The following is a 20,121-nucleotide window of genomic DNA, read 5'->3' as shown; positions in this document are numbered from 1 at the left end:
CCTGCCTCCTGCGCCAGCACGCGCCGGTTGTTCTAGGTCTTTTCAATATAGGCTCTGGCGTCGCGCATGCGGGGCCAGATCGCCTGGAGTTCGGTCTTCAGGAAGGTCAGCAGGTAGCGCGTGGCCATGGTCTGGTAGCGGTTCGGCATGGTCAGCAGGTACAGCTTGCTGCCGAAGACGCTGATGCGGTACCCGTCCAGCAGCGGCACGAGGGTGCCCTGCGACAGTTCGTCACCGATGGCGTACATCGGAAAAATGCCAATACCGAGCCCGCCGACCACGGCGTCCTTGAGAAACGCGAAGTTCTCGGAACTTAGTGTCGGGGCGAGCACCACCTGCTCCCGGGCGCTGTCCTCGCCGCGCGTGCCGGAGGCCTTGAGTTTCTGGCCGATCGGGGAGGCGCACACGATGGCGTGCGCGGTCAGGTCGCCCAGTGTCGCCGGCGCCGCGCGGCCCGCCAGGTAGGACGGCGCGGCGCACACCACCCAGTCCACCTCGCCGATCTCGGTGGCCACCACGGAGTCTGGCGGCGTGGAAATGATCCGCAGCGCCACTTCCACGTCTTCGGACACAAGGTTGTGGATGCGGTTGTCGAACACCACGTCGAGCGTGATGTCCGGGTAACGTTGCTTGAACTGCACCAGCAGCGGTGACAGCAGGCTGTGGCCCAGGCCAGTGGGCACCGACAGCCGCACATGGCCCTGCAGGCTCTTGCCCATGCTGCTGATGAGTGCGTTGGCGGCGGCCACCTCGCCCAGGATATTGCGCCCGTGCTCGTACAGGCCGGCGCCCACGGGCGTGGGTTCCACGTGCCGCGTGGTGCGCCGCAGCAGTTGCACGCCGAGTTCCTCTTCGAGCGCCTTCAGGTGGTAGCTGACGTTGGCGCGCGTCATCTTGAGCTTGCGCGCGGCGGCGCTGAGGTTGCCGGCATCGACGATGTCGACGAACAGGCGCAAGGCGTTGAGATCCATGGCGGCGGGGTGGCGGAAATGAGAAAGGGGCCCGGAGGCCCGCCAATAAAAAAGGGGCCCGGAGGCCCCTTAGTTTGCCATGCCCACCCCCGGAGGGGCGGAAACGGTCAGTGCTCGTGATGCAGGTACTTGGCCTGGCGCGGCAGGCGCAGGCTGACGAAGAACGCCAGCACCATCATGCCCGTGACGTACCAGTAGAACGTGGTCTCATGGCCCATCGACTTCAGGCCCAGCGCCACATACTCGGCCGAGCCGCCGAAGATGGCGTTGGCCACGGCGTAGGCCAGGCCCACGCCCAGCGCGCGCACTTCGGGCGGGAACATTTCGGCCTTCACAATGCCGCTGATCGAGGTGTAGAAACTGACGATCGCCAGCGCCACGGAGATCAGTACAAGAGCGAGTTCCGGGCTCGACACGGTGCGCAGCGCGGTCAGGATCGGCACCGTGGCCAGCGCGCCCAGCGCGCCGAACATCAGCATGTTGTTGCGGCGGCCGATGCGGTCAGACAAGGCGCCGAAGATCGGCTGCATGCACATGTACAGGAACAGGCAGCCCGTCATGACATAGCTGGCGGTCTTGATCGACATGCCGGCCGAGTTGACCAGGTACTTCTGCATATACGTGGTGAACGTATAGAAAATCAGCGAACCGCCGGCGGTATAGCCCAGCACGGTGAAGAACGCCGCCTTGTGGTTGCGGAACAGTTCCGCCACGCTGCCGGCTTCCTTGCTGTTGCGGCTTTGCGCCGACGAGGTCTCGTGCAGCGTGCGGCGCAGCAGCAGCGCCACCACGGCGGTAATCGCGCCAATCACGAACGGAATGCGCCAGCCCCAGGCCCGGAGTTCGGCTTCGTCGAGTAATTGCTGAAGCACCACCACCACCAGCACCGCCAGCAACTGGCCGCCGATCAGCGTCACGTATTGGAAGGACGAGAAGAACCCGCGCCGGCCCTTGAGCGCCACTTCACTCATATAAGTGGCCGTTGTGCCGTATTCGCCACCTACGGACAGGCCTTGCAGCAGTCGCGCCAGCAGCAGCAGCGCCGGGGCGAGGGTGCCGATGGTGGCGTAGGTCGGCAGGCAGGCAATCAGCAGAGAGCCGAAGCACATCATCACCACCGAGATCAGCATCGAGTTCTTGCGCCCGTTGCGGTCCGCGATGCGGCCGAACAGCCAGCCGCCGATCGGTCGCATCAGGAAGCCAGCGGCAAACACGCCCGCCGTGTTCAGCAGCTGGGCGGTCGGGTCGGCTTTCGGGAAAAACGCCGGCGCGAAATAGATGGCGCAGAACGCGTAGATGTAGAAATCGAACCATTCGACGAGGTTGCCGGACGAAGCGGCAACAATTGCGAAGACGCGTTTCCTGGTCTCCTCTGGGGAGGGCGCCGTGGAGGTATCGGCGGTTGAGGCGATTTGAGTCATGAACCTTCTCTTTCTTGGCGGCGAGGGGCGCCGCTGGGAACGGGGCGCGGGCGGAGCCGGGCGGCAGGCTGGCAAGCGGGGCCAGACGCGCGGGACCCACCCGTGGGTTGTGCCCGGCAAGCGTACTCCGAACGCGGAGAGCTTGCCCAGTCGTTAGCGCCGAATAAGTCACGTGGCGAATGCGTCACCACTTGCCGGCATTGGGTTTCCGGCCGATTGTTCTGCAGGGTGGATTGTTTGTTCTGCATACCGCACTAGGCGTGGCATAAAAATGGCCGGCATGGTGGCCACTAATTGTCAAATTGTTTTATCCCTTCTGTACAAGCCTGCGTGGATTGTCAAATCGGTCAGGCGGCGTACCATTGACGCCCATTGTGTTTGTACTGTCTGTACTGGATTGACCCGGAGATTTGCCATGGCCCTCGACGCCGAATCGTTTTCCCTGCTGCGCGCCTCGGTGCAGCGTTTTATCGACGAACGGCTGAAGCCGGCGGAAGACACGCTGGAAGAACTGGACGAAGTGCCAGCCGAGATCGTCTCCGACATGAAGGAGATGGGCCTGTTCGGCATCTCCATTCCCGAGAACTACGGTGGTATTGGCCTGGCGATGTCGCAGGAATGCGATGTGGTCTATGACCTCGGCCATACGGCGTTTGCGTTCCGCTCGGTGTTTGGCACCAACGTGGGCATCGGCTCGCAGGGCATCCTGATGGACGGCACCGAGGCGCAGAAGCAGGAATACCTGCCGAAGATCGCCAGCGGCGAGCTGATCATCTCGTTCGCGCTGACCGAGCCGAACGCCGGCTCCGACGCCGCCTCGCTGCAAACGCGCGCCGAGCTGGATGGTGACCACTACGTCATCAACGGCACCAAGCGCTTCATCACCAACGCGCCGCGCGCCGGCGCCTTCACGCTGATGGCGCGCACCGGCGGCCCGGGCGCGTCGGGCATCTCGTCGTTCATCGTGCCCGCCGATACGCCGGGGATCTCGCTCGGCAAGCCGGACAAGAAGATGGGTCAGCGCGGCACCAAGACCTGCGACGTGGTGCTGGAAAACGTGCGCGTACCGGCGGCCAATATCATCGGCGGCGTACCGGGTGTGGGCTTCAAGACCGCGATGAAGGTGCTCGACCGCGGCCGCCTGCACATCTCGGCGCTGGCCTGCGGCATGGCGCACCGGCTGATTACCGACGCCGTGGCCTATGCGAAGGAGCGCAAGCAGTTCGGCAAGCCCATCGGCGATTTCCAGTTGATTCAGGGCATGCTGGCCGACAGCCAGGCCGAGCTGTATGCGGGCCTGTCGATGGTGCGCGACTGCGCGCAGCGCTACGACGCCAAGCCCGCCGGCAAGAGCGACCCCGAAGTCAGCATGCTGGCCTCGTGCACGAAGATGTTCTGTACCGAGATGGTGGGCCGCGTGGCGGACCGCGCCGTGCAGATCCACGGCGGCGCCGGCTACATCGCCGAATACAAGGCCGAACGTTTCTACCGCGACGTGCGTCTGCTGCGCCTGTATGAAGGCACCACGCAGATCCAGCAGCTGATCATCGCCAAGCAACTGCTGCGCGACTGATGGCCAGCGCCCGGCCTCCGGGCCGGGTGCTATGCAACCCGCGACAGAAACGCGCGACGACAAGCAGGGGGAGGCAGGATGAGCAAGTTCCAGGCAACGGTGCCGATGGCACCGGGATTGTCCGTAACGGCTGCGCCGTCAGTGGCGGCCACCCAATCGGCCGATATGCACCGGCTGCGTGCCGTGGTGGCTACCTACCGCACGGCATTGCAGGCGTACACGCTGATGGTGTCGCCCGACGACCTCATGGCTTTGAGCAACGGCCCCGCGCCCGCGCACTCGGCCCGTGACTACCGCGCGCAGGCGCATCTGGACCGCCTGCGCGATACCGTGCGCGAGAGCGGACTGGCGCTGCCGAATGCCATCGTGGTGGCGGTATCGGGCGGCCGCATGCAATGTGAATGTGATCATCTCTACACGCTGGAGCTGCGTCCAAAGGCCGGAGACGGCCTGATCGTGCTCGACGGGCATGCGCACCTCGCCGCCCTGGCGGGTGGCCCACGCGGTCATATCAAGACGCTCGTCACGGCAGTGCTGTGCCGGACCTCGATCGACACGGCGCAGCCGGGGCTCGCACCGGACGCCGAAGCCGATCACGCCGTGATGCACGCCTCCGCAGCCGCGCGCTGGGCTGGCGCAACTCGCGTCTGGCAGTAGCTTCCCGCCAGGTTTCCACGTCGATTCAATGCAATGACGGCCCATGAGGCCGTCATTTGCCATGTGCGGCCGTGGGGCCGTTTGGCCCTCAGCTGCCCGTCACGGCCAGACGCCGTCCACGTCGCGCAGCAAATGGCCGGCGAGAATGTAGTCGCCCAGGCGGGTCGCCTTGGCTTCCAGATCCAGCAATTCATTGTCGGCAAGCGTGCCGAGGTCGAACTGGCAATAGAGGTTCCGTTGCCGGAACGTGCCTTTGGGTTTGGCGAGCCCTTCGATCAGGGCCTCGCGGGAGCGGACAGCGATGCTTTCCTGTCCGCGGTATTGCACTTTGATGCCGCGTTTTTCTCCGAGCCGGCCCAACTCGACGGCGTCCTGCCATCCGGTTTCGTAATCCAGCTCAAGCGCCAGCACCTGCTCGGAGGCCAGAAGCCGAAGCGCTTCCGACTTGCTGCCAGCTCGCACGATTGACATCCACACCTCTTGTATCAACGAATACTGTACGAATATACAGTGATTGACCGGCCGTCACAAGGACACGGAAGGGGTAGTCGCGGGCGTTTCCGTCCACAACCCCGGCCCCGGGCCAGTCTCGCCAGAATTGGCGTTCTTCCTTATACCAGCTTCCTAGGGCTTTGATGCGTCTGGCGGCTCGATTGCCGCCCCCGGAGGCGGCATGCCGGCCGGTGCCGTCGCCGCCGTGGTGGCGCCAAAGTCGCCCGCGAAGGCCTGCGTCAGCCCGGCTGGCGTCAGGTAGCGGCGAATGGCATCGTTCACGGCGGCAGGCGTGGCGGCGCGAATGCGAGCCTCCACTTCGGCGGTATGGGCCATGGTACGGTCCAGGAACAGCAGGTTGGCCAGCGCACCGGCCAGCGCGCCGTCGCGCGTGCGGCTCATCATGCCCTGCTGGAGCAGGCCGCTGACCGCCTCCGCCAGTTCGGCGTCGGAAATGCCGTCACGCGCAAAGCGTGCCATTTCCTCGTCGATGGCCTTGCGCAGCCGGGCCTGGTTCTGGGGGGCGTAGGCCGCCCACAGGCCGAAGCGCCCGGCCCGGTCCAGCGCACCCACCGAGATCGAACTCGACGCCCCGTAGCTGATGCCTTCCTGCTGGCGCAGGCGGTCCGCCAGCCGGCTGCGCATGCCGGTGCCGCCCAGCACCCGGCTGGCAATCAGCAGCAGCGGGTAGTCGGGGGAATCATTGACGAGGTCGATCGGCAGGGAGGCCAGATAGACCGCGTTGGCCTTCCCCGGCGTGTCCAGCGTGAAGCTGGCGGCAGGAATCGCATAGAAGGGGCGGTCCACGCGTTCGTACGGCACCTGCGCCCGCCAGTCGCCGAACAGGTAGGTGGCTTGCCGCACGGCCTCATCCGCGTCGAAATCCCCGACCAGCGCCAACTGCGCGTGTTCGGCGCCGTAGAAGCGCGCGTGGAACGTGCGGATCTGCGCCGGCGTGACGGCGCGCAGCGCGGCCACGCTTTCGTCGAATGTGGGGGTGTAGCGCGGATCGTCGGGTGGGTAGGGATTGCCATGGCGGCCCAGCGCGTTCGGCGCGAGCGCATTGGGCTGGCGTTGCTGGCTCTCGATGCCGGCGACGCTGCTCGCGCGTAGTGTCTCGAACTCGCTGGCCGGGAACGTCGGCATGCGCAGCACCGTGCGGAGCAGCGCCATCAGGTCAGGCAGGTACTGGCGGCGCGTCACGAAGCTCACCGTCAGCCGCTCGGCATTGCCCGAGATCGACACATTGGCCTTGAGCGCCTCGAAGCGGTCGGCAATGCGCTGGCGGTCGAACGCGCCCGCGCCACGGTCGAGCATGCCCGCCGCGAGCGACCCCACCGAGCTCTGGCCCTGCAGCGCCTGGGTGTTGCCAAAGCGCAGGATCAGCGTGCCGTTGACGGCTTCCCCGCGCGTGGGCTTGGACAGCAGCGCCAGCTGCATGCCGTTGGGCAGTGTCTGGCGCACCGTGTGGGCGTCGATATTGGCCGGGCTCGGGTCGAACGTCGGCACCGGCGCGGCGGCTGGGCGGCCGGCGTAGTCGCGCACCAGCGCGGCCACGTCGGGCGCCTTGGGCACGTTGGCAAGCTGTGGCTTGTCGCCGGGCAGAAACTGTCCGACCGTGCGATTGGTCGGCCGCAGGTAGAGATCGGCCACGCGCTGCACGTCGGCCAGCGTGGCGGCCTCCACGCGGTCACGGTCGAGCAGGAACAGCCGCCAGTCGCCCTTGGCGATGGCCTCGGACAACAGCACGCCGTACTGCGCCGGATTGTTCAGCACCTGCTCGTAGCCGTTGCGCACCCGCGTGCGTGCCCGGTCGAGTTCCTCCTGGGTGACCGGCCGCGTCGCCAGCCCCTCCACCTCGGCCAGCAGGGCCGCCCGCACGGCGTCGAGCGGGCGGTCCTTGCTCGTGCCCGCCGCGAACACGATCAGCCCGGGGTCTTTCATTCCTTCGAACCGGCTCGATTGCCACGCGGCCTTGTGGGTGTCCACCAGCGCGCGATGCAGCCGCCCGCCGGGCGTATCGGAGAGGACCAGGGACAGCAGGGTCAGCGCGGCGGTGTCCGGGTGGGCGCCGGGCGCCACGTGGTACTGCACGGCGACGATGCTGCTGTCGCCGGGGCGCGTCAGTGTCAGTTCGCGCGCGCCCTCCTGCGGCGGTTCCACCGTGTACTCGGAAGGCAACACGCGCGTGGGGCGCGGAATCGGCCCGAAAGCCTGTTCGATGCGCGCCAGCGTGGTGGTGGGGTCAAACTGCCCCGTTACCACCAGCACGGCGTTGTCCGGCTGGTAGTAGCGGCGGTAGAACGCCTGCAGGTTCTCGATGCCCACATGCTCCACGTCGCTGCGCGCGCCGATCGGCGCCTTGCTGTAGTTGTGCCACCGGTAGGACGCCGCGTTCATCTGCTGGAGCAGCATCCGCATCGGATTGTTCTCGCCGATCTCCATCTCGTTGCGCACCACGGACATCTCGCTGTCCAGGTCCGCGCGCGAGACGAAGCTGTTGACCATGCGGTCCGCCTCCATCTTCAGCGCCCAGTCGAGGTTGTCCTCGCTGGCGGCAAAGGTCTGGAAGTAATTGGTACGGTCCTGCGACGTGGTGCCGTTGTACTGCATGCCGCGCCGCGCGAATTCCGTGGGAATGGTCCGCCCCGGCAGCGACGGCGTGCCCTTGAACAGCATGTGCTCCAGCAGGTGCGCCATGCCGGTTTCGCCGTAGTTCTCGTGCCGGCTGCCCACCAGATAGGTCATGCTGACCGTGGTGGTGGGCTGCGCGGCGTCCGGCGCCAGCAGGATGCGCAGGCCGTTCGGCAGCCGGTATTCGGTGATGCCCTCCACGGTGGCCACGCGCGTAGCCTGGATCAGGGGGGAGGCACCCGGCACGGTGGCGGGTGCAGGCGACTGCGCACGCGCGGCGCTGCGGGCAGGCGCGGCAAGGGCTGGCGGGGCCGGCAGGGCGGCGGCCAGCGAGACAGCAACCGCGGTGCAGGCTGCAAAGGCGGGAAAGGCGGCAAAGGGGGCAAAGGGGGCAAAGGCGGCAAAGGCGGCACGACGGCGAAGCATGACGTCCTCGGACGATAAAGAGTGATGCGATTCTAGCCCCGTCGCACCGTCCCGGAACGCGCGGGGCCGCACTTTCAGAATCGGGGACATTTGTCTCAGGCGAATGTCCGATTCCAGCGCATTTCCCGGCGCCGGAAGCGGTAGGATGCTTCCCATGAACCTCGATCCCGACACCTGCTACAAGGCAGTCGCCTCGCACGACCGGCGCTTCGACGGACGCTTTTTCGTTGGCGTGTCGTCCACGGGTATCTATTGCCGGCCGATCTGCGCGGTGCGCACGCCCCGGCGCGAGAACTGCACGTTCTACGACACCGCCGCCTCGGCCGAGAAGCATGGCTTCCGCCCCTGCCTGCGCTGCCGGCCGGAACTGGCGCCCGGGCACGGGCTGGCCGATATTTCCGGGCGGCTCGCGCAGGCGGCGGCCACGCTGATCGACGAAGGGTTCATGGCCGAGGCTGGCGTAGCGCAACTCGCCAGGCGCATCGGGGTGACGGAGCGTCACTTGCGGCGCCTGTTCGATGCCCAGTTCGGCGTCTCGGTGCTCGAGTACGCGCAGACGCAGAAACTGCTGCTGGCCAAGCGGCTGCTGACCGACACCACGCTGCCCGTCACGCAGGTGGCGCTGGCGGCGGGTTTTGGCAGTGTGCGGCGCTTCAACGACGTGCTGCGCCAGCGCTACGGCCTGACCCCGCTCGCCATGCGCCGCCGCGCGGCCGAAGGCATGGCCGACCAGCTCGTGTTCGAGTTGGGCTACCGCCCGCCGCTGGCGTGGTCCGCGCTGCTGGCCTTCCTCGGCGTGCGGGTCGTGGATGGCATCGAACAAGTACGAGCCGATGTCTACCTCCGCACGCTGGCCGTTGACGTGGGCGCGCAGCGCCACCTCGGCTGGGTACGGCTGGAGCACGTGCCGAAGCGCACCGTGCTGCGCGTAACGCTCTCCGGCACGCTGGCCCACGCGATTCCGCAATCGCTGGGTAAGGTGCGGCGGCTGTGCGACCTGGGCTGCCGGCCGGACGTGGTGGACCGCCATCTTGGCGACCTCGCCGCCGATGTGCCGGGCATGCGCCTGCCGGGCACGTTCGATGGTTTCGAGATTGCGGTGCGGGCGATCGTCGGCCAGGTGATTTCCGTGATCCAGGCGCGGCGGATTCTCACGCGGCTGGTCTCGCTGGCCGGCGAGCCCCTGCCGCCGCAGGCGCTCACCGGGCTGCCCGCCATGGCCGGCCAGCCGCCGCTGACCCACGTGTTCCCGACCGCGCAGGCGCTGGCCGACCTGCCCGATGCGGTGTACCACGAGGCCGGCGTGACGCCGGGCAAGCTGCGCACGATCCGCGCGCTGGCGTTAAGAATTGTCTCGGGCGAGATCGCGCTCGATCCGCTCGCGCCGCCCGAGGAGACCGTGGCCCGGCTGCGCGAGGTCGATGGCATCGGCGACTGGACCGCGCAGTACATCGCCATGCGCGCGCTGGGCTGGCCGGACGCCTTTCCGGCCACCGACTACGCGCTGCGCAAGGTGCTCGCCGTGAGCACGGTGCGCGCGATGCACGACCGCACCGCGCAGTGGGCGCCGTGGCGCGCCTATGCGGCCATACATCTCTGGCATCGCTATGGCACGCCGCCGGCGTCCGGCGAGCCGATGGAGGATCCATCAGAAGATCGATCCGAAGATCACAGCAAGGAGCAGGCAGCATGACCAGCTATCAGATCATCGACAGTCCTCTCGGGGAAATGCTATTGCGGGCCGACGAAGGCGCGCTGACCGGCATGTTCTTCTCCGGGCAGAAGTATTACCCCGCCGGCGCGCCGGCGACCCGCCTCGCATCGGCGGCCGACCAGCGCGTGCTGGACCAGGCGGCGCAAGAGCTGGCCGCCTATTTCGATGGGGCGTTGCAGACTTTCGCGGTGCCCATCCGCTTCGTCGGCAGCGCCTTTCAGCAGCGCATCTGGCAGGCGCTGTGCGACATCGAATTTGGCGAAACTTCGACCTACGGGCAGCTTGGCGCCGGTCTCGGCCTGCCCCCTGCGCACTCGCGCGCGGTGGGGGGCGCCGTCGGGCGCAATCCGCTTTCGGTCATCGTGCCTTGCCATCGCGTGCTCGGCGCGTCTGGCGCGCTGACCGGCTACGCCGGCGGCGTGGACCGCAAGCGGGCGCTGCTGCGGCTGGAGGGGGTCCGGGGCGTGGATCTCGACGTCCCGGCGCCGCGCGCGCAGGGGTTGCAGTCGGCGCTGGCGTTCGGCTGACCTGTCGGCCGATTCCTCGCTTTGCCCCGGCTGTTCATCGCCATCGACACGCCGCCCGCCGTGGCGGCGGGCCTGCTGCATACGCTGCCGGTGCATCGCGGCGTGCGGCCCGTGCCGGCCGCGCAGTTGCACCTGACGCTGCGTTTCCTTGGCGATCAGGACGAAGACAGCGCCGCGCGCATCGGCAAGGCGCTGGCGGGCATCCAGGCGCCGCCGTTGACGATGCAGGTTCAGGGCGTCGGACGCTTCCGGGGCGGTCAGGGCGCCGTGCTGTGGGCCGGTCTGGCCCACGATGACCGCCTGACCGCGCTGTTCGACGCCATCGAGGCTGCGTTGGCCGACATCGGCATCGCGCGCGAGCGCCGTCGCTTTCATCCGCACCTGACCGTGGCGCGTTGCCGTCCGGGCTTGCCGGAGGCGGTGATGCGCGACTGGCTCGCCGCGCAGCACGACCTGACCCTGCCGGCGTGGACCGCCGAGCGCTTCGTCCTTTTTGAGAGTTTTCTGAGCCCGGAGGGCGCGCGCCACATGCCGCGTGCTGTCTATCCGCTAGTCGCTAGTCGCTAGCCGCTAGCCGCTAGCCGCTAGCCGCTAGCGCCCCAGGTTGCTGAGCCCCAGCGCCACCCCGAGCCCGCACAGCGCCGCGCCGAGCGTCTTGTCGATCAAACCCTGCCGGCGCAGCATGGCAGCGCGCAGCGGCGCCGCGCCGAACCCCCACGCCACGAGGCTGAACCACGCCCAGTGCGCCACGGACATGAACAGCCCGTAGCCCAGTTGCACCGCCCACGGCGTATGGGCATCCACCACCTGCGTGTAGGTGCTGACCACGAACAGCGTGGTCTTGGGATTGAGCGCATTGGTCAGGAATCCCATTCGCAGCGAGGCCCAGTTGGATGATGCCGGCGCCTCGCGTGTATCCACCGTCAGCGGCGTGCGGTTGCTCAGCGTCTTGATGCCGATCCAGATCAGATAGGCCGCGCCGAGCAGCTTCACCGCCGTCAGCCAGCCGTGCGCATGCTCGATCAGCATCGCCACGCCGAACATGGTGTAGCACACGTGCACCTGCACCCCGAGCGCGATGCCCAGCGCGCACAACAGCCCCGTGCGGCGGCCGAACAGATAGCTGTTGCGCGTGACCATGGCGAAGTCGGGGCCGGGGCTGATCACGGCGAGGAGGGTGATGCTGGCGACGGCCAGCGCTTCGGCAAGGGGCGACATATCAGTGAGTTTTCCGGTTCGATAGAGGAGGACGGCGCCGCCATTTTCGCCAGATTGAATCGGGCCAGACAACCGATATATACTCGCCGAAAACTGTGAGGAAACCTGACAGATGAGCGATTTGCCGCCGATGCACTGGCTGGGCGCAATCCGGTTCTTCGAGGCCGCCGCACGGCTTGGCAGCTTTGTGCGCGCGGCCGACGAACTCCACCTGACCCACGGCGCCATCAGCCGTCAGATCCGCCAACTGGAAGAGGCGCTCGGTGTGCCACTCTTCGAGCGCCGTAACCGCGCCGTCTTCCTGACCGAGGCGGGCCGCACGCTCCACGCCGCCGCCACGCAGTCTCTGGCGGGGCTGGCCGAGGCGGTCGCCCGGATCCGCGCGCCGGCGCCGCGTGCCGCGCTGGTGCTGTCGTGCGAGCCGACCATCGCCATGCGCTGGCTGATTCCACGGCTGTCGCGCTTTGCCGCCGCCCATCCGGACATCGCGCTGCACCTGATGGCGGCGGGCGGGCCGATCGATTTCCGGAAAAGCGGGGTGGACGTGGCGCTGCGCCGCAACGATTTCCCGTTCGATACACGCTGGCATACGCGCGAACTGGCGCAGGAGTGCGTCGGGCCAGTCTGCCGGCCGGATTTGGCCACGGCGGACCCGGCGGCGGTCACGCGCCTCCACACGCGCACCCGGCCCGATGCCTGGCAGCGCTGGCAGCAGCTTGCCGGGGAGGGGAAAGGGGATTCCGCGGTCCAGATCGGCCGGTCAGACCAGTGGTATGAACACTTCTACCTGAGCCTGCAGGCGGCTGCGGCGGGCCTGGGCTGGGCCATGGCGTCGCGGCTGATGGCGGCCGATGAACTGGCCGATGGCCGGCTGGCCGCGCCGCTGGGGTTTGTGGCGGACGGGTCGTCCTACCACCTGATTGCTTCGGCGCCGTTCGCCCAGGATGCCCGGCTGGAGGCCCTGCACGGCTGGCTTCGCACGGAGATGGAATCCGGCTGAAAAGGCGCTGCAACCGCTACCCCCCGGAAGTCGGTTGCTAAAGTTACGTCGTATTTTGCCGAAGGCCAAGGCATGACCTTGCGCCATCCCCGGGCGGCGCTTACCATGCGGCGCTGGCCGCAGCCAGATCCACAAAGCGTTGCCCGCCCCAGGCAAGACGGCGAGTAACCACTTTCGACGTAGCGTATTCCCCATGAGTGTCCAAGATTCCCGAGGGTCCGAGCAGGCCCAAAACCGGTCCCAGATCGAGGGCGAACCTGACGAGCAGGAAGGCGCGCAGTCGGATGAACGCTACCGCCTGACCCACAGCTCGCAGATCGGCACAGTCCTGCGCGACCTGGCCTGGCAGAAGTGCCTGCTGAACGTGCGTTCGGCGCGCGGCTCGGAGATCGTGACGTCGATCCTGCACGTGGATCCGGCCAACCGCACCTTTATCTTCGACTGGTGCCGCGCGGATGCAGAGCGCCAGGCGCTGATGGCTTCGGACAAGAATGCGTTCTCGGGGCTGCTGCGCGGCGTGCCGGTGAACTTCGTGGTCGGCGTGCCCGGCGCCACGCGCTTCGAGGGCGGGCCGGCCTTCATCGCCGATTTCCCGGACAAGCTCTACCACTTCCAGCGCCGCCGCCATTTCCGCGCGCGCACGCTGCTGACCAAGGGTTACCGCTGCCAGATCCATCTGCCGGAGACACCCGACAAGCGCACGCTGCACCTTGATATCGCCGATCTGTCGCTGTCCGGCGCGGGCCTGCGCTCGCGCACGGTGGGCGCTGACCAGCTGCCGGTGGGCACGGTCATCAAGAAGTGTGTGCTGGATTTTGCCGAACTGGGCCGGCTGGAACTGGACATGCAGGTGGTGGGCCACTGGCTGGTCGGCTTCGACGACAACACCGTGCACCACTATGGCTGCGCCTTCCTGAACCCGGATGGCCGGATGGAGAACTTCCTCCAGCGGCTGGTGTTCCAGCTCGAACTGGCACACCGGGGCTGATTTTTCGGAATTGAGCCCCCTGATCGGGACCGCTCAGGGACCGCTCAGGTCCCAATCAGCTTCCCGATGGCAGCGGCGGCCTCCCGCATGGGGGTCAACAGCCGCGCCACCATCTCCGCCTCGGACACCCGGGTGGCCTTCACGCTGACGCTGATGGCCGCCACCACGGTGCCCGAGAGCGACCGCACCGGCACGGCAATCGCCCGCAAACCCGGTTCCAGTTCCTCGTCGATCAGCACATATTCCAGCTCCCGCGCGCGCCGGAAGGCCGCTTCCAGCTCCGGGCGCGAGATCTTGGTCTGCAAGGTGCGCGGGCGCAGTTCGGCATGTTCGAAGAAGGCCTCGAGCACCGCCTCGGGCTGGTGGGCCAGCAGCAGCCGGCCCGTGGACGTGCAATAGGCCGGCAGCCGGCTCCCCATTCCAAGTGCGTGGGTCAGCACACGCTGCACTTCCGAGCGCACCAGGTAAAGAATGTCCGTGCCGTCGAGAATGGCCAGGGCCGAGGTCTCGTGGATGCGCGTGCTGAGGTTGTCGAGGATGGGTTGCGCCGCCGAGACCAGCGACGTCGAGGAGAAGTACGCGTGGCCCAGATGCAGCACGCGCGGCCGCAGCGCGAAGTGCCCGTCCTGCTGGCTCACATAGCCCAACTGCTCCAGCGTATAGAGACAGCGCCGCACCGAGGCGCGCGACAGCTGCGTGCGCTGTGCCACCTGCGAGATAGTGAGTGGGCGCTTGCGCTCGGAGAAAGCCTCGAGCACCGTCAGGCCGCGTGCCAGCGACAGCATGAAATTCGGATCGCCGGCAAAGCTGGACAGGATGTCGGCCGGCGGCCGGGCGGCGCGGACGGAGTCGGCCTGTGCGGGCTTGAGACTGATGGGAGCGGGGGCGTCCATATGGGAATCGGCAGGAAATGCGATGCGGGGGGCGTTCGATAATCGCGCATCTTAACGTCCCACGGCGGGGCCTGCCGGGATTCGCCCAAAAAAAATGTCGCCGATTGGGGCGGCGACTGGGTAAGGGGTGTCGCCCGGGACGGGGGTCCCAACGACGAGGCCAGTATAGGCAGCAGCACTTCCTGCCGACATGCCACCTCGGTGGGGGTTGGCCGTAGCGCACTTTGCGCTAGTGGCATCACATCGGCCGCGCCGGAATTCGTCCGATGCGTCCTAAGGCTTGCCCAGGAACAGGTAGAACGCGTAATGGCCGCCCGCCGCGCGCCCATAGGCGAGGTAGAACGGCCCGATCGGGCTGTCCAGGCCGAGGAAGGCGGACCCCGACTTGAGCAGCCCGGTGGGGCTTCCCGGCACCAGCGGATCTCCCACGCGGCCGGCCTCCAGCGAGAACCCGGCGTAGACCCCTTCGAGGAAGGTCTGCCGCACGAGCTTGTTGTAATAGACCATCCGCGCGAACTGGATATTGCCGCCGATCAGTTGCCCGGTGGAGTAGCCGGATTGCTGCAGGAAGCCCCCCCACTGGAACATCGCATACGGCGGCAGTGCCGGCCCGCCCAGGTTGGAGCCGGCCCGCACTCCCACGTTGATGGTGTTGTTGCCGAAGGAGTGGGCATAGGTGGCGGTCAGGTCGCCCTTGGTATAGGTGTCGGTGGCGCCCAGAACGCCTTGCGACGAGTAGACGTTCATCGTCGCCCCATAGCCGGAGCGCGGGAAGTTGATGCTGTCGATCTGATCCACCAGCACCCGGGCCGTGAAGGCGCGGCGCTCGATGCTTTCCTGGCGCGGCGCGAGGAAGGCCGGCCCGGTGGAGAGCGACGCGTTCTGGTGGCCGAGCACGAAGCCCAGGCGTCCCTCGCCATATTTGGTGATCTGCGTGCCCACGTCCAGCGCCAGGTCCGTGCGGCGCAGGTCGTACTGGGCGATCCGCTGGGTGCCGCTGAAGACATTGACGGGGCGGCGTTCGAGTTCGAAGCGCGGGGCGATGAAGAACCGCTGGCGGGTATCCAGCGGCTGGTAGAACTCGCTGGTCAGGCTCGAGGTCTGGCCCGCCTGGGCGTCCGTGCGCCATTCGGCGCCGAGCGAGTTGATCCACGTGCGGCGGTAGCTGGCCAGCAGGTTGAAATAGGCGTCGCCCCGGAAGTCGGAACTGAGGCCGAGCCCGAAGCGCAGGTAGTTGGGCCCGTACGATTTCTCGATGGCCTCCACGCCGAGCACCCGCTTGCCGGGTTCCTCGAGGAAGCGGTAGTTCACGTGCTCGAAATCGCCGGTGCCGAACAGCCGGCGCATGTCGCGGTCCAGCGTGGCCTGCGAGATCGGCTCGCCGGGGTGGGTTTCCATCGTCGCGGCGGCAAATGCGGGGCTCACGCGCTCCATCGGCGCGAAGCGGATTTCGTCCACGGGTCGCAGGTCCGGCGGTGACAGATTGTGCTGCGCGGCGCGCAGGGTGGCGTATTCGTCAGGCGGAATCGACAGCGCGGCGAGCCGGGTATGCTGGCGCCGGGCGGCTTCCTCGCCAATCGGAATGGTCTTGGGCAGGTGGTCGAAGTCGCCGGCCGAGAACTCGCCGAGTTCGGGCAGGATCAGGATGTCCGAGGGCCGCAGCGACGCCAGCGAGGCGCGCACGTTCTGCTCGGTCAGGATGTTCAGCATCTGGCTGGTCACGCCGATCAGCGAGGTCAGGTCCTCGCGCTTCATCAGCGGCGTGCCGAGGTTGACCGCGATCACGATGTCGGCGCCCATGGCGCGCGCCACATCCACGGGCAGGTTGTCGGTCAGGCCGCCATCGACGAGCAGCTTGCCCTGGTATTCGGTGGGCGCCACGGCGCCGGGTACGGACATGCTGGCGCGCATCACGTTCGCCAGCTCGCCCTCGGTGAAGACCACGGCGGTGCCGGCGACGAGGTCGGTGGCCACGGCGCGGTAAGGAATCGGCAGGGTATCGAAGTTCCGATAGCCGGGGGTGTTGGCCAGCTTGCGCAGCACCGTCTCCAGTTGCACGCCGGACACCGCGCCCTTGGGCAGCAGCAGCCCGTCCGAGCGCACGCCAATCTCGGGCGTGAACAGGTTGGTGTGGTCATCGAGCTTGCGGCGGATGGCCAGGTCCTGGCGCGGCGGCCGTTCCTTGAAGATGGCGCTGGTGGACAGCCCGCCGACCAGTTCCTCCATGTCCGGGATGCTCATGCCGCTGGCATACGCGCCGCCGACCAGCGAGCCCATGCTGGTGCCGGCGATGCAGTCCACGGGCACGCGCAGTTCCTCGAGCACCTTCAGCACGCCGATATGGGCCGCACCGCGCGCGCCGCCGCCGGACAATACCAGGCAGATCTTGGGGCGGCCCACCGGGTGAGCCTTGGCCGCGGCCCCTTCGACCGTGCCGCCGGGCGTGGCCGGGGCGAGGAGGGCGGGCGCGGGGAAGGGCGGATTCGGCGCCGGGACGATGTTGCTGGGGGTGTAGGAGGGCAGGCGGAAGGTGCCGCCCTGCGGCGGCGGCTCCTCGGCCATGGCCGGGCCCGGCGCGACCGCCAGCGTCGCCAGCATCGCGGCAAGCAGGCTGCACAGGGAAAGGAGTCGCGTCGCAACGCGCATGGCAGCGTATCCGATCATCCACGCCTCAGAGGTGGCCGACGGCAACCTTGCCACAAGGCTAGCAGCCTGCCGCAGCAAACGTGTGCGCGATGGGACACCTTCGAAACAATTCAATATCGGATTCGAACGATGCAGATCAGGGCGGCGCCGGGTGGGCGGCTGTCCGCCTGCCGCCGCCGGCCCGAACCTGGCAGGCGGCATATACTGGCGCCGTAACATTTCCTTCAGGTCTTGAGCCGTGTCTTCCCCAGTTTCCGACGATCCGCGTCCGCTCCCGCCCGAGCGCCCTGGCGACAACGAGTGCTGCCAGAGCGGCTGCGATCCGTGCATCTTTGACTATTACAACGACGAAATGGAACGCTACCGGCAGGAGCTGAGGGCGTGGGAGTCTCGCCAGGCGGCGCACGCAGAGGTGCCATCCGCCTCCACATCGTCCACTTCGTAGCCTGCAGCCGGTGGAAGACCTTCTCGACTTCGTGCGGCGTCATCCGCGCCTGTTCGTGCTGACCGGTGCGGGCATCAGCACGGATTCCGGCATTCCGGGCTACCGCGACGAGCAGGGCCGGTGGCAGCGCTCCGCGCCGATGACCATCACCGCCTTCCTGAGCGGCCACGCGGCGCGCCAGCGCTACTGGGCGCGCAGCATGGTGGGCTGGCCCGTGGCGGCCGGCGCCCAGCCGAATGTGAGCCATCGCGTGGTGGCGGAGCTGGGCGATGCCGGGCGCGTGACCGGGCTGGTCACGCAGAACGTGGATGGCCTGCACCAGCGCGCCGGCAGCCGGGGGGTGATCGAACTGCACGGCAGTATCGGCCAGGTCATCTGCCTGTCCTGCGCCACGCGCTACCCGCGCGCGGACATCCAGCGCTGGCTGTGGCAGCACAATCCCGAATTCCGCGATGTGTCGGCGCTGCCGGCGGCCGATGGCGACGCCCATCTGGAGTCGCCGCTGTTCGACAACTTCGCGGTACCGGTGTGCGAGCGCTGCGAAGGGCTGCTCAAGCCCGATGTGGTGTTCTTCGGCGAATCGGTGCCGCGCGAGCGCGTGGCGGCCGGGCGGCTGGCGCTCGATGCAGCGGACGCCGTGCTGGTGATCGGCTCGTCGCTGACGGTGTTTTCGGGGTATCGCTTCTGCGTCTGGGCGCACGAGCATGGCTTGCCGATTGCCGCCCTGAACCTTGGCACCACGCGTGCCGATCCGTTGCTGACGCTCAAGGTGCTCGCCCCGATCGGGCCGACGCTGGCGGGGCTTGCCGCCGCGCTGGGGCTGGCACCCGGCGCGGGTTAGGTCGGATCAGCGAAGATCCAGCTTCACGCGGATGCCGTCCGCCGCCACGGTGATCGCGCCCGGCTGCACGTCCTTGCCGTTGAAGCGCAACTCCTCGGGCTTGAACGTATAAAGCGGATAGTCCTTCAGCAGCTGCTGCGCCACCACCGCGCCGATGGCATTGAGCTGCTCGTTGTACTGGCTCATGCCCTGCACCTGGACCTGCTGGACCGCGGGATTGTCCAGCAGCACGGCGCGCTGCGTGGCGTCGTAGCGCACGCCGCTGTTCAGTGCCAGCGTGCCGTTGACCGGCGGCGACGGCAGGATGGTGTTGCTGACGGCCGCATCCATCTGCGTGGTGATGCGGTTGGTGGCCTCGTCCAGCACCAGGCGCGGGTGCGACAACTGCACGCTCACCAGTTCGCCATAGCGCAGCGTGGCGGGAAAACGCTTCTCGACGGCATGCTGCAACTCGGCCTTGGTGAAGGTGTATTCGCCAGTCCAGACGTTATAGGCGGCATGGGCGAGGGCGAAGCTGCCCAGCGCGGCGGCTGCGGCGGTGGCCAGCAGCGCGCGCCGGGCGGGGAAGACGCGATTCGTGAGATTTGTCAGGGGACGGGCCATGGGCTCGGTTCGGTTGGCATCGTTGCCGGTCAGACCGGGCCCCGGGGGCATCGTTCCTGTGTGATGTTTGCACCGCACGGCGGGCGCAGCATCAATAATGCGGCGGAATCTCATGCTGCGGATTGCTCTCGGCGGCGGTCGAGGCACTCGTCCGGACCTGCTGGTACAGCGCCCGGAACTGGGCCTGGAGCAGGTCCAGCTGCTGCTGCTGGCGCGCGACGGCCAGGTTCAGCGTCTCGATCAGGTCTTCCTGGAAGGCGACCTTGATCTCGAGGTCGGTCAGGCGGGATTCCATGGCATGTCTCCGGTTGGCCGCGCATTTTACGGCACGGCCAGGCCGGGACCCTGCCATCGGCGTTTATTCGCCCGGCACCAGGACCATCCAGGTCACACCAAACTTGTCCGCCACCATGCCGAAGCGCTCGGAGAAGAAGGTCTTCATCGCCGGCATGACCACGTTGCCGCCTGCGCCCAGCGCGGCGATCGTCTTGTCGACCGTTGCTGCGTCCGGCACGGTGATGGACAGCGCAAAGCCCTGGAGGGCGGCCTGGCCCTTGCAGTCGCCATCGGACGCCATGATCGTGGTGTCCCCGATCTGCAGCGCCATGTGCATGACCTTGTCGTCATGGCCGGCACCGGGCCCGCAACCGGGGCTCGCATCCTGCGGCTGGGGATTGTCACGGAAGCGCAGCAGCATTTCCACCTTGGCGCCGAGCGCGGTCTTGTAGAACTCGGCCGCTTCCTCTGCGCGACCATCGAAGAACAGATAGGACTGGACTTTCTTGGACATCGACATCTCCTGGTTTGGCGTTGGCCGGCGAGTTGTGTACGCCGTCCACAAGAGACTAGCAAATAAAATGGACAACGTCCACATTGTTACTTTTCGTGTCCGTCACAGACCGACACGTTTTCACGGGGAGCACCGGGCTAGGATAGGCGCTCCTTGCCAGGGCGACCCGATATCTTCCAGTCCACAAACCGCCCTCTTCCCTGGCGTTCGTCAATTCATGTCTCTGATGAGGATGCAGCTATGCTGGGTATTCAGTCGACGACGGAGCCCGATTCTCTGCCG

At 67.3% G+C, this 20,121-nt stretch carries 19 protein-coding genes; 9 read left to right on the top strand and 10 right to left on the bottom strand.

The window, feature by feature from the left end; all coding sequences use genetic code 11:
• Positions 1-32 precede the first annotated feature (32 nt).
• On the bottom strand, positions 33-971 hold the full coding sequence (locus AB4120_RS24850) for a LysR family transcriptional regulator (RefSeq protein ID WP_149138613.1): 939 nt from the start codon (positions 969-971) through the stop codon (positions 33-35).
• A 107-nt stretch (positions 972-1,078) separates the two neighbouring features.
• Positions 1,079-2,392, bottom strand: a complete 1,314-nt coding sequence (locus AB4120_RS24845) for an MFS family transporter (RefSeq protein ID WP_149138614.1) — start codon at positions 2,390-2,392, stop codon at positions 1,079-1,081.
• A gap of 415 nt (positions 2,393-2,807) precedes the next feature.
• On the opposite strand from AB4120_RS24845, the gene AB4120_RS24840 reads away from it, so the two are divergent.
• Complete coding sequence (locus AB4120_RS24840) at positions 2,808-3,965, top strand: acyl-CoA dehydrogenase family protein (protein WP_144203245.1); 1,158 nt, start codon at positions 2,808-2,810, stop codon at positions 3,963-3,965.
• Positions 3,966-4,043: 78 nt separating this feature from the next.
• Positions 4,044-4,622 (top strand): hypothetical protein, encoded by a 579-nt coding sequence (locus AB4120_RS24835; protein WP_392388524.1) that lies wholly within the window; start codon positions 4,044-4,046, stop codon positions 4,620-4,622.
• Between the two features lie 99 nt (positions 4,623-4,721).
• On the opposite strand, the gene AB4120_RS24830 is transcribed toward AB4120_RS24835, so the two are convergent.
• Both AB4120_RS24830 and AB4120_RS24825 read right to left on the bottom strand, forming a co-directional pair.
• Positions 4,722-5,093: a PHA-granule associated protein 4 gene (locus AB4120_RS24830; RefSeq protein WP_149138615.1), complete on the bottom strand. Its 372-nt coding sequence runs from the start codon at positions 5,091-5,093 to the stop codon at positions 4,722-4,724.
• 153 nt (positions 5,094-5,246) lie between these two features.
• The gene (locus tag AB4120_RS24825) at positions 5,247-8,174 is read right to left on the bottom strand and encodes a M16 family metallopeptidase (RefSeq protein WP_441642975.1); all 2,928 of its coding nucleotides are present in this window, start codon (positions 8,172-8,174) and stop codon (positions 5,247-5,249) included.
• Positions 8,175-8,328: 154 nt separating this feature from the next.
• Between AB4120_RS24825 and AB4120_RS24820 the strand changes: the two genes are divergently transcribed.
• The 3 genes from AB4120_RS24820 to thpR are packed head-to-tail and all read left to right on the top strand — an operon-like array spanning position 8,329 to position 10,982.
• Positions 8,329-9,867 (top strand): DNA-3-methyladenine glycosylase 2 family protein, encoded by a 1,539-nt coding sequence (locus AB4120_RS24820; protein ID WP_149138616.1) that lies wholly within the window; start codon positions 8,329-8,331, stop codon positions 9,865-9,867.
• Positions 9,864-10,415: a methylated-DNA--[protein]-cysteine S-methyltransferase gene (locus tag AB4120_RS24815; RefSeq protein WP_149138617.1), complete on the top strand. Its 552-nt coding sequence runs from the start codon at positions 9,864-9,866 to the stop codon at positions 10,413-10,415. Before AB4120_RS24820 ends, AB4120_RS24815 begins: the two co-directional genes overlap by 4 nt.
• A 21-nt stretch (positions 10,416-10,436) precedes the next feature.
• Complete coding sequence (gene thpR, locus AB4120_RS24810) at positions 10,437-10,982, top strand: RNA 2',3'-cyclic phosphodiesterase (protein ID WP_441642974.1); 546 nt, start codon at positions 10,437-10,439, stop codon at positions 10,980-10,982.
• Positions 10,983-11,006: 24 nt separating this feature from the next.
• On the opposite strand, the gene AB4120_RS24805 is transcribed toward thpR, so the two are convergent.
• Positions 11,007-11,633: a LysE family translocator gene (locus AB4120_RS24805; protein ID WP_149138619.1), complete on the bottom strand. Its 627-nt coding sequence runs from the start codon at positions 11,631-11,633 to the stop codon at positions 11,007-11,009.
• A gap of 130 nt (positions 11,634-11,763) precedes the next feature.
• Here AB4120_RS24805 and AB4120_RS24800 point away from each other — a divergent pair, with 130 nt between their 5' ends.
• Positions 11,764-12,633, top strand: a complete 870-nt coding sequence (locus AB4120_RS24800) for a LysR substrate-binding domain-containing protein (protein ID WP_149139353.1) — start codon at positions 11,764-11,766, stop codon at positions 12,631-12,633.
• Between the two features lie 193 nt (positions 12,634-12,826).
• Complete coding sequence (locus tag AB4120_RS24795) at positions 12,827-13,621, top strand: flagellar brake protein (protein ID WP_144203261.1); 795 nt, start codon at positions 12,827-12,829, stop codon at positions 13,619-13,621.
• Between the two features lie 44 nt (positions 13,622-13,665).
• Here AB4120_RS24795 and AB4120_RS24790 read toward each other — a convergent pair whose 3' ends face one another.
• The gene (locus AB4120_RS24790; protein ID WP_144203263.1) at positions 13,666-14,514 is read right to left on the bottom strand and encodes an IclR family transcriptional regulator domain-containing protein; all 849 of its coding nucleotides are present in this window, start codon (positions 14,512-14,514) and stop codon (positions 13,666-13,668) included.
• A 273-nt stretch (positions 14,515-14,787) separates the two neighbouring features.
• On the bottom strand, positions 14,788-17,160 hold the full coding sequence (locus AB4120_RS24785) for a patatin-like phospholipase family protein (RefSeq protein WP_262389719.1): 2,373 nt from the start codon (positions 17,158-17,160) through the stop codon (positions 14,788-14,790).
• A 238-nt stretch (positions 17,161-17,398) separates the two neighbouring features.
• On the opposite strand from AB4120_RS24785, the gene AB4120_RS24780 reads away from it, so the two are divergent.
• Both AB4120_RS24780 and AB4120_RS24775 read left to right on the top strand, forming a co-directional pair.
• Complete coding sequence (locus AB4120_RS24780; protein ID WP_149138620.1) at positions 17,399-17,605, top strand: oxidoreductase-like domain-containing protein; 207 nt, start codon at positions 17,399-17,401, stop codon at positions 17,603-17,605.
• Between the two features lie 10 nt (positions 17,606-17,615).
• Entirely contained in the window at positions 17,616-18,446 is an 831-nt protein-coding gene (locus AB4120_RS24775; RefSeq protein WP_441642973.1) for an NAD-dependent protein deacetylase, read from the top strand.
• Positions 18,447-18,452: 6 nt separating this feature from the next.
• On the opposite strand, the gene AB4120_RS24770 is transcribed toward AB4120_RS24775, so the two are convergent.
• The 3 genes from AB4120_RS24770 to AB4120_RS24760 form a co-directional block, all read right to left on the bottom strand.
• Positions 18,453-19,049 carry a DUF1439 domain-containing protein gene (locus tag AB4120_RS24770; protein ID WP_441642972.1) on the bottom strand — a complete coding sequence of 199 codons (597 nt, stop codon included), beginning with the start codon at positions 19,047-19,049 and terminating at the stop codon, positions 18,453-18,455.
• Positions 19,050-19,140: 91 nt separating this feature from the next.
• Positions 19,141-19,344, bottom strand: coding sequence for a SlyX family protein (locus AB4120_RS24765; RefSeq protein ID WP_144203271.1), 204 nt, complete (start codon positions 19,342-19,344; stop codon positions 19,141-19,143).
• Between the two features lie 63 nt (positions 19,345-19,407).
• Positions 19,408-19,839: a VOC family protein gene (locus tag AB4120_RS24760; RefSeq protein WP_149138622.1), complete on the bottom strand. Its 432-nt coding sequence runs from the start codon at positions 19,837-19,839 to the stop codon at positions 19,408-19,410.
• Positions 19,840-20,121 lie beyond the last annotated feature (282 nt).

Origin of the sequence: Cupriavidus sp. 2KB_3 (assembly GCF_052115685.1) — a bacterium.
In the GTDB taxonomy this organism is placed as follows: domain Bacteria; phylum Pseudomonadota; class Gammaproteobacteria; order Burkholderiales; family Burkholderiaceae; genus Cupriavidus; species Cupriavidus campinensis.
This window is presented reverse-complemented; position numbering and strand designations above follow the sequence as displayed.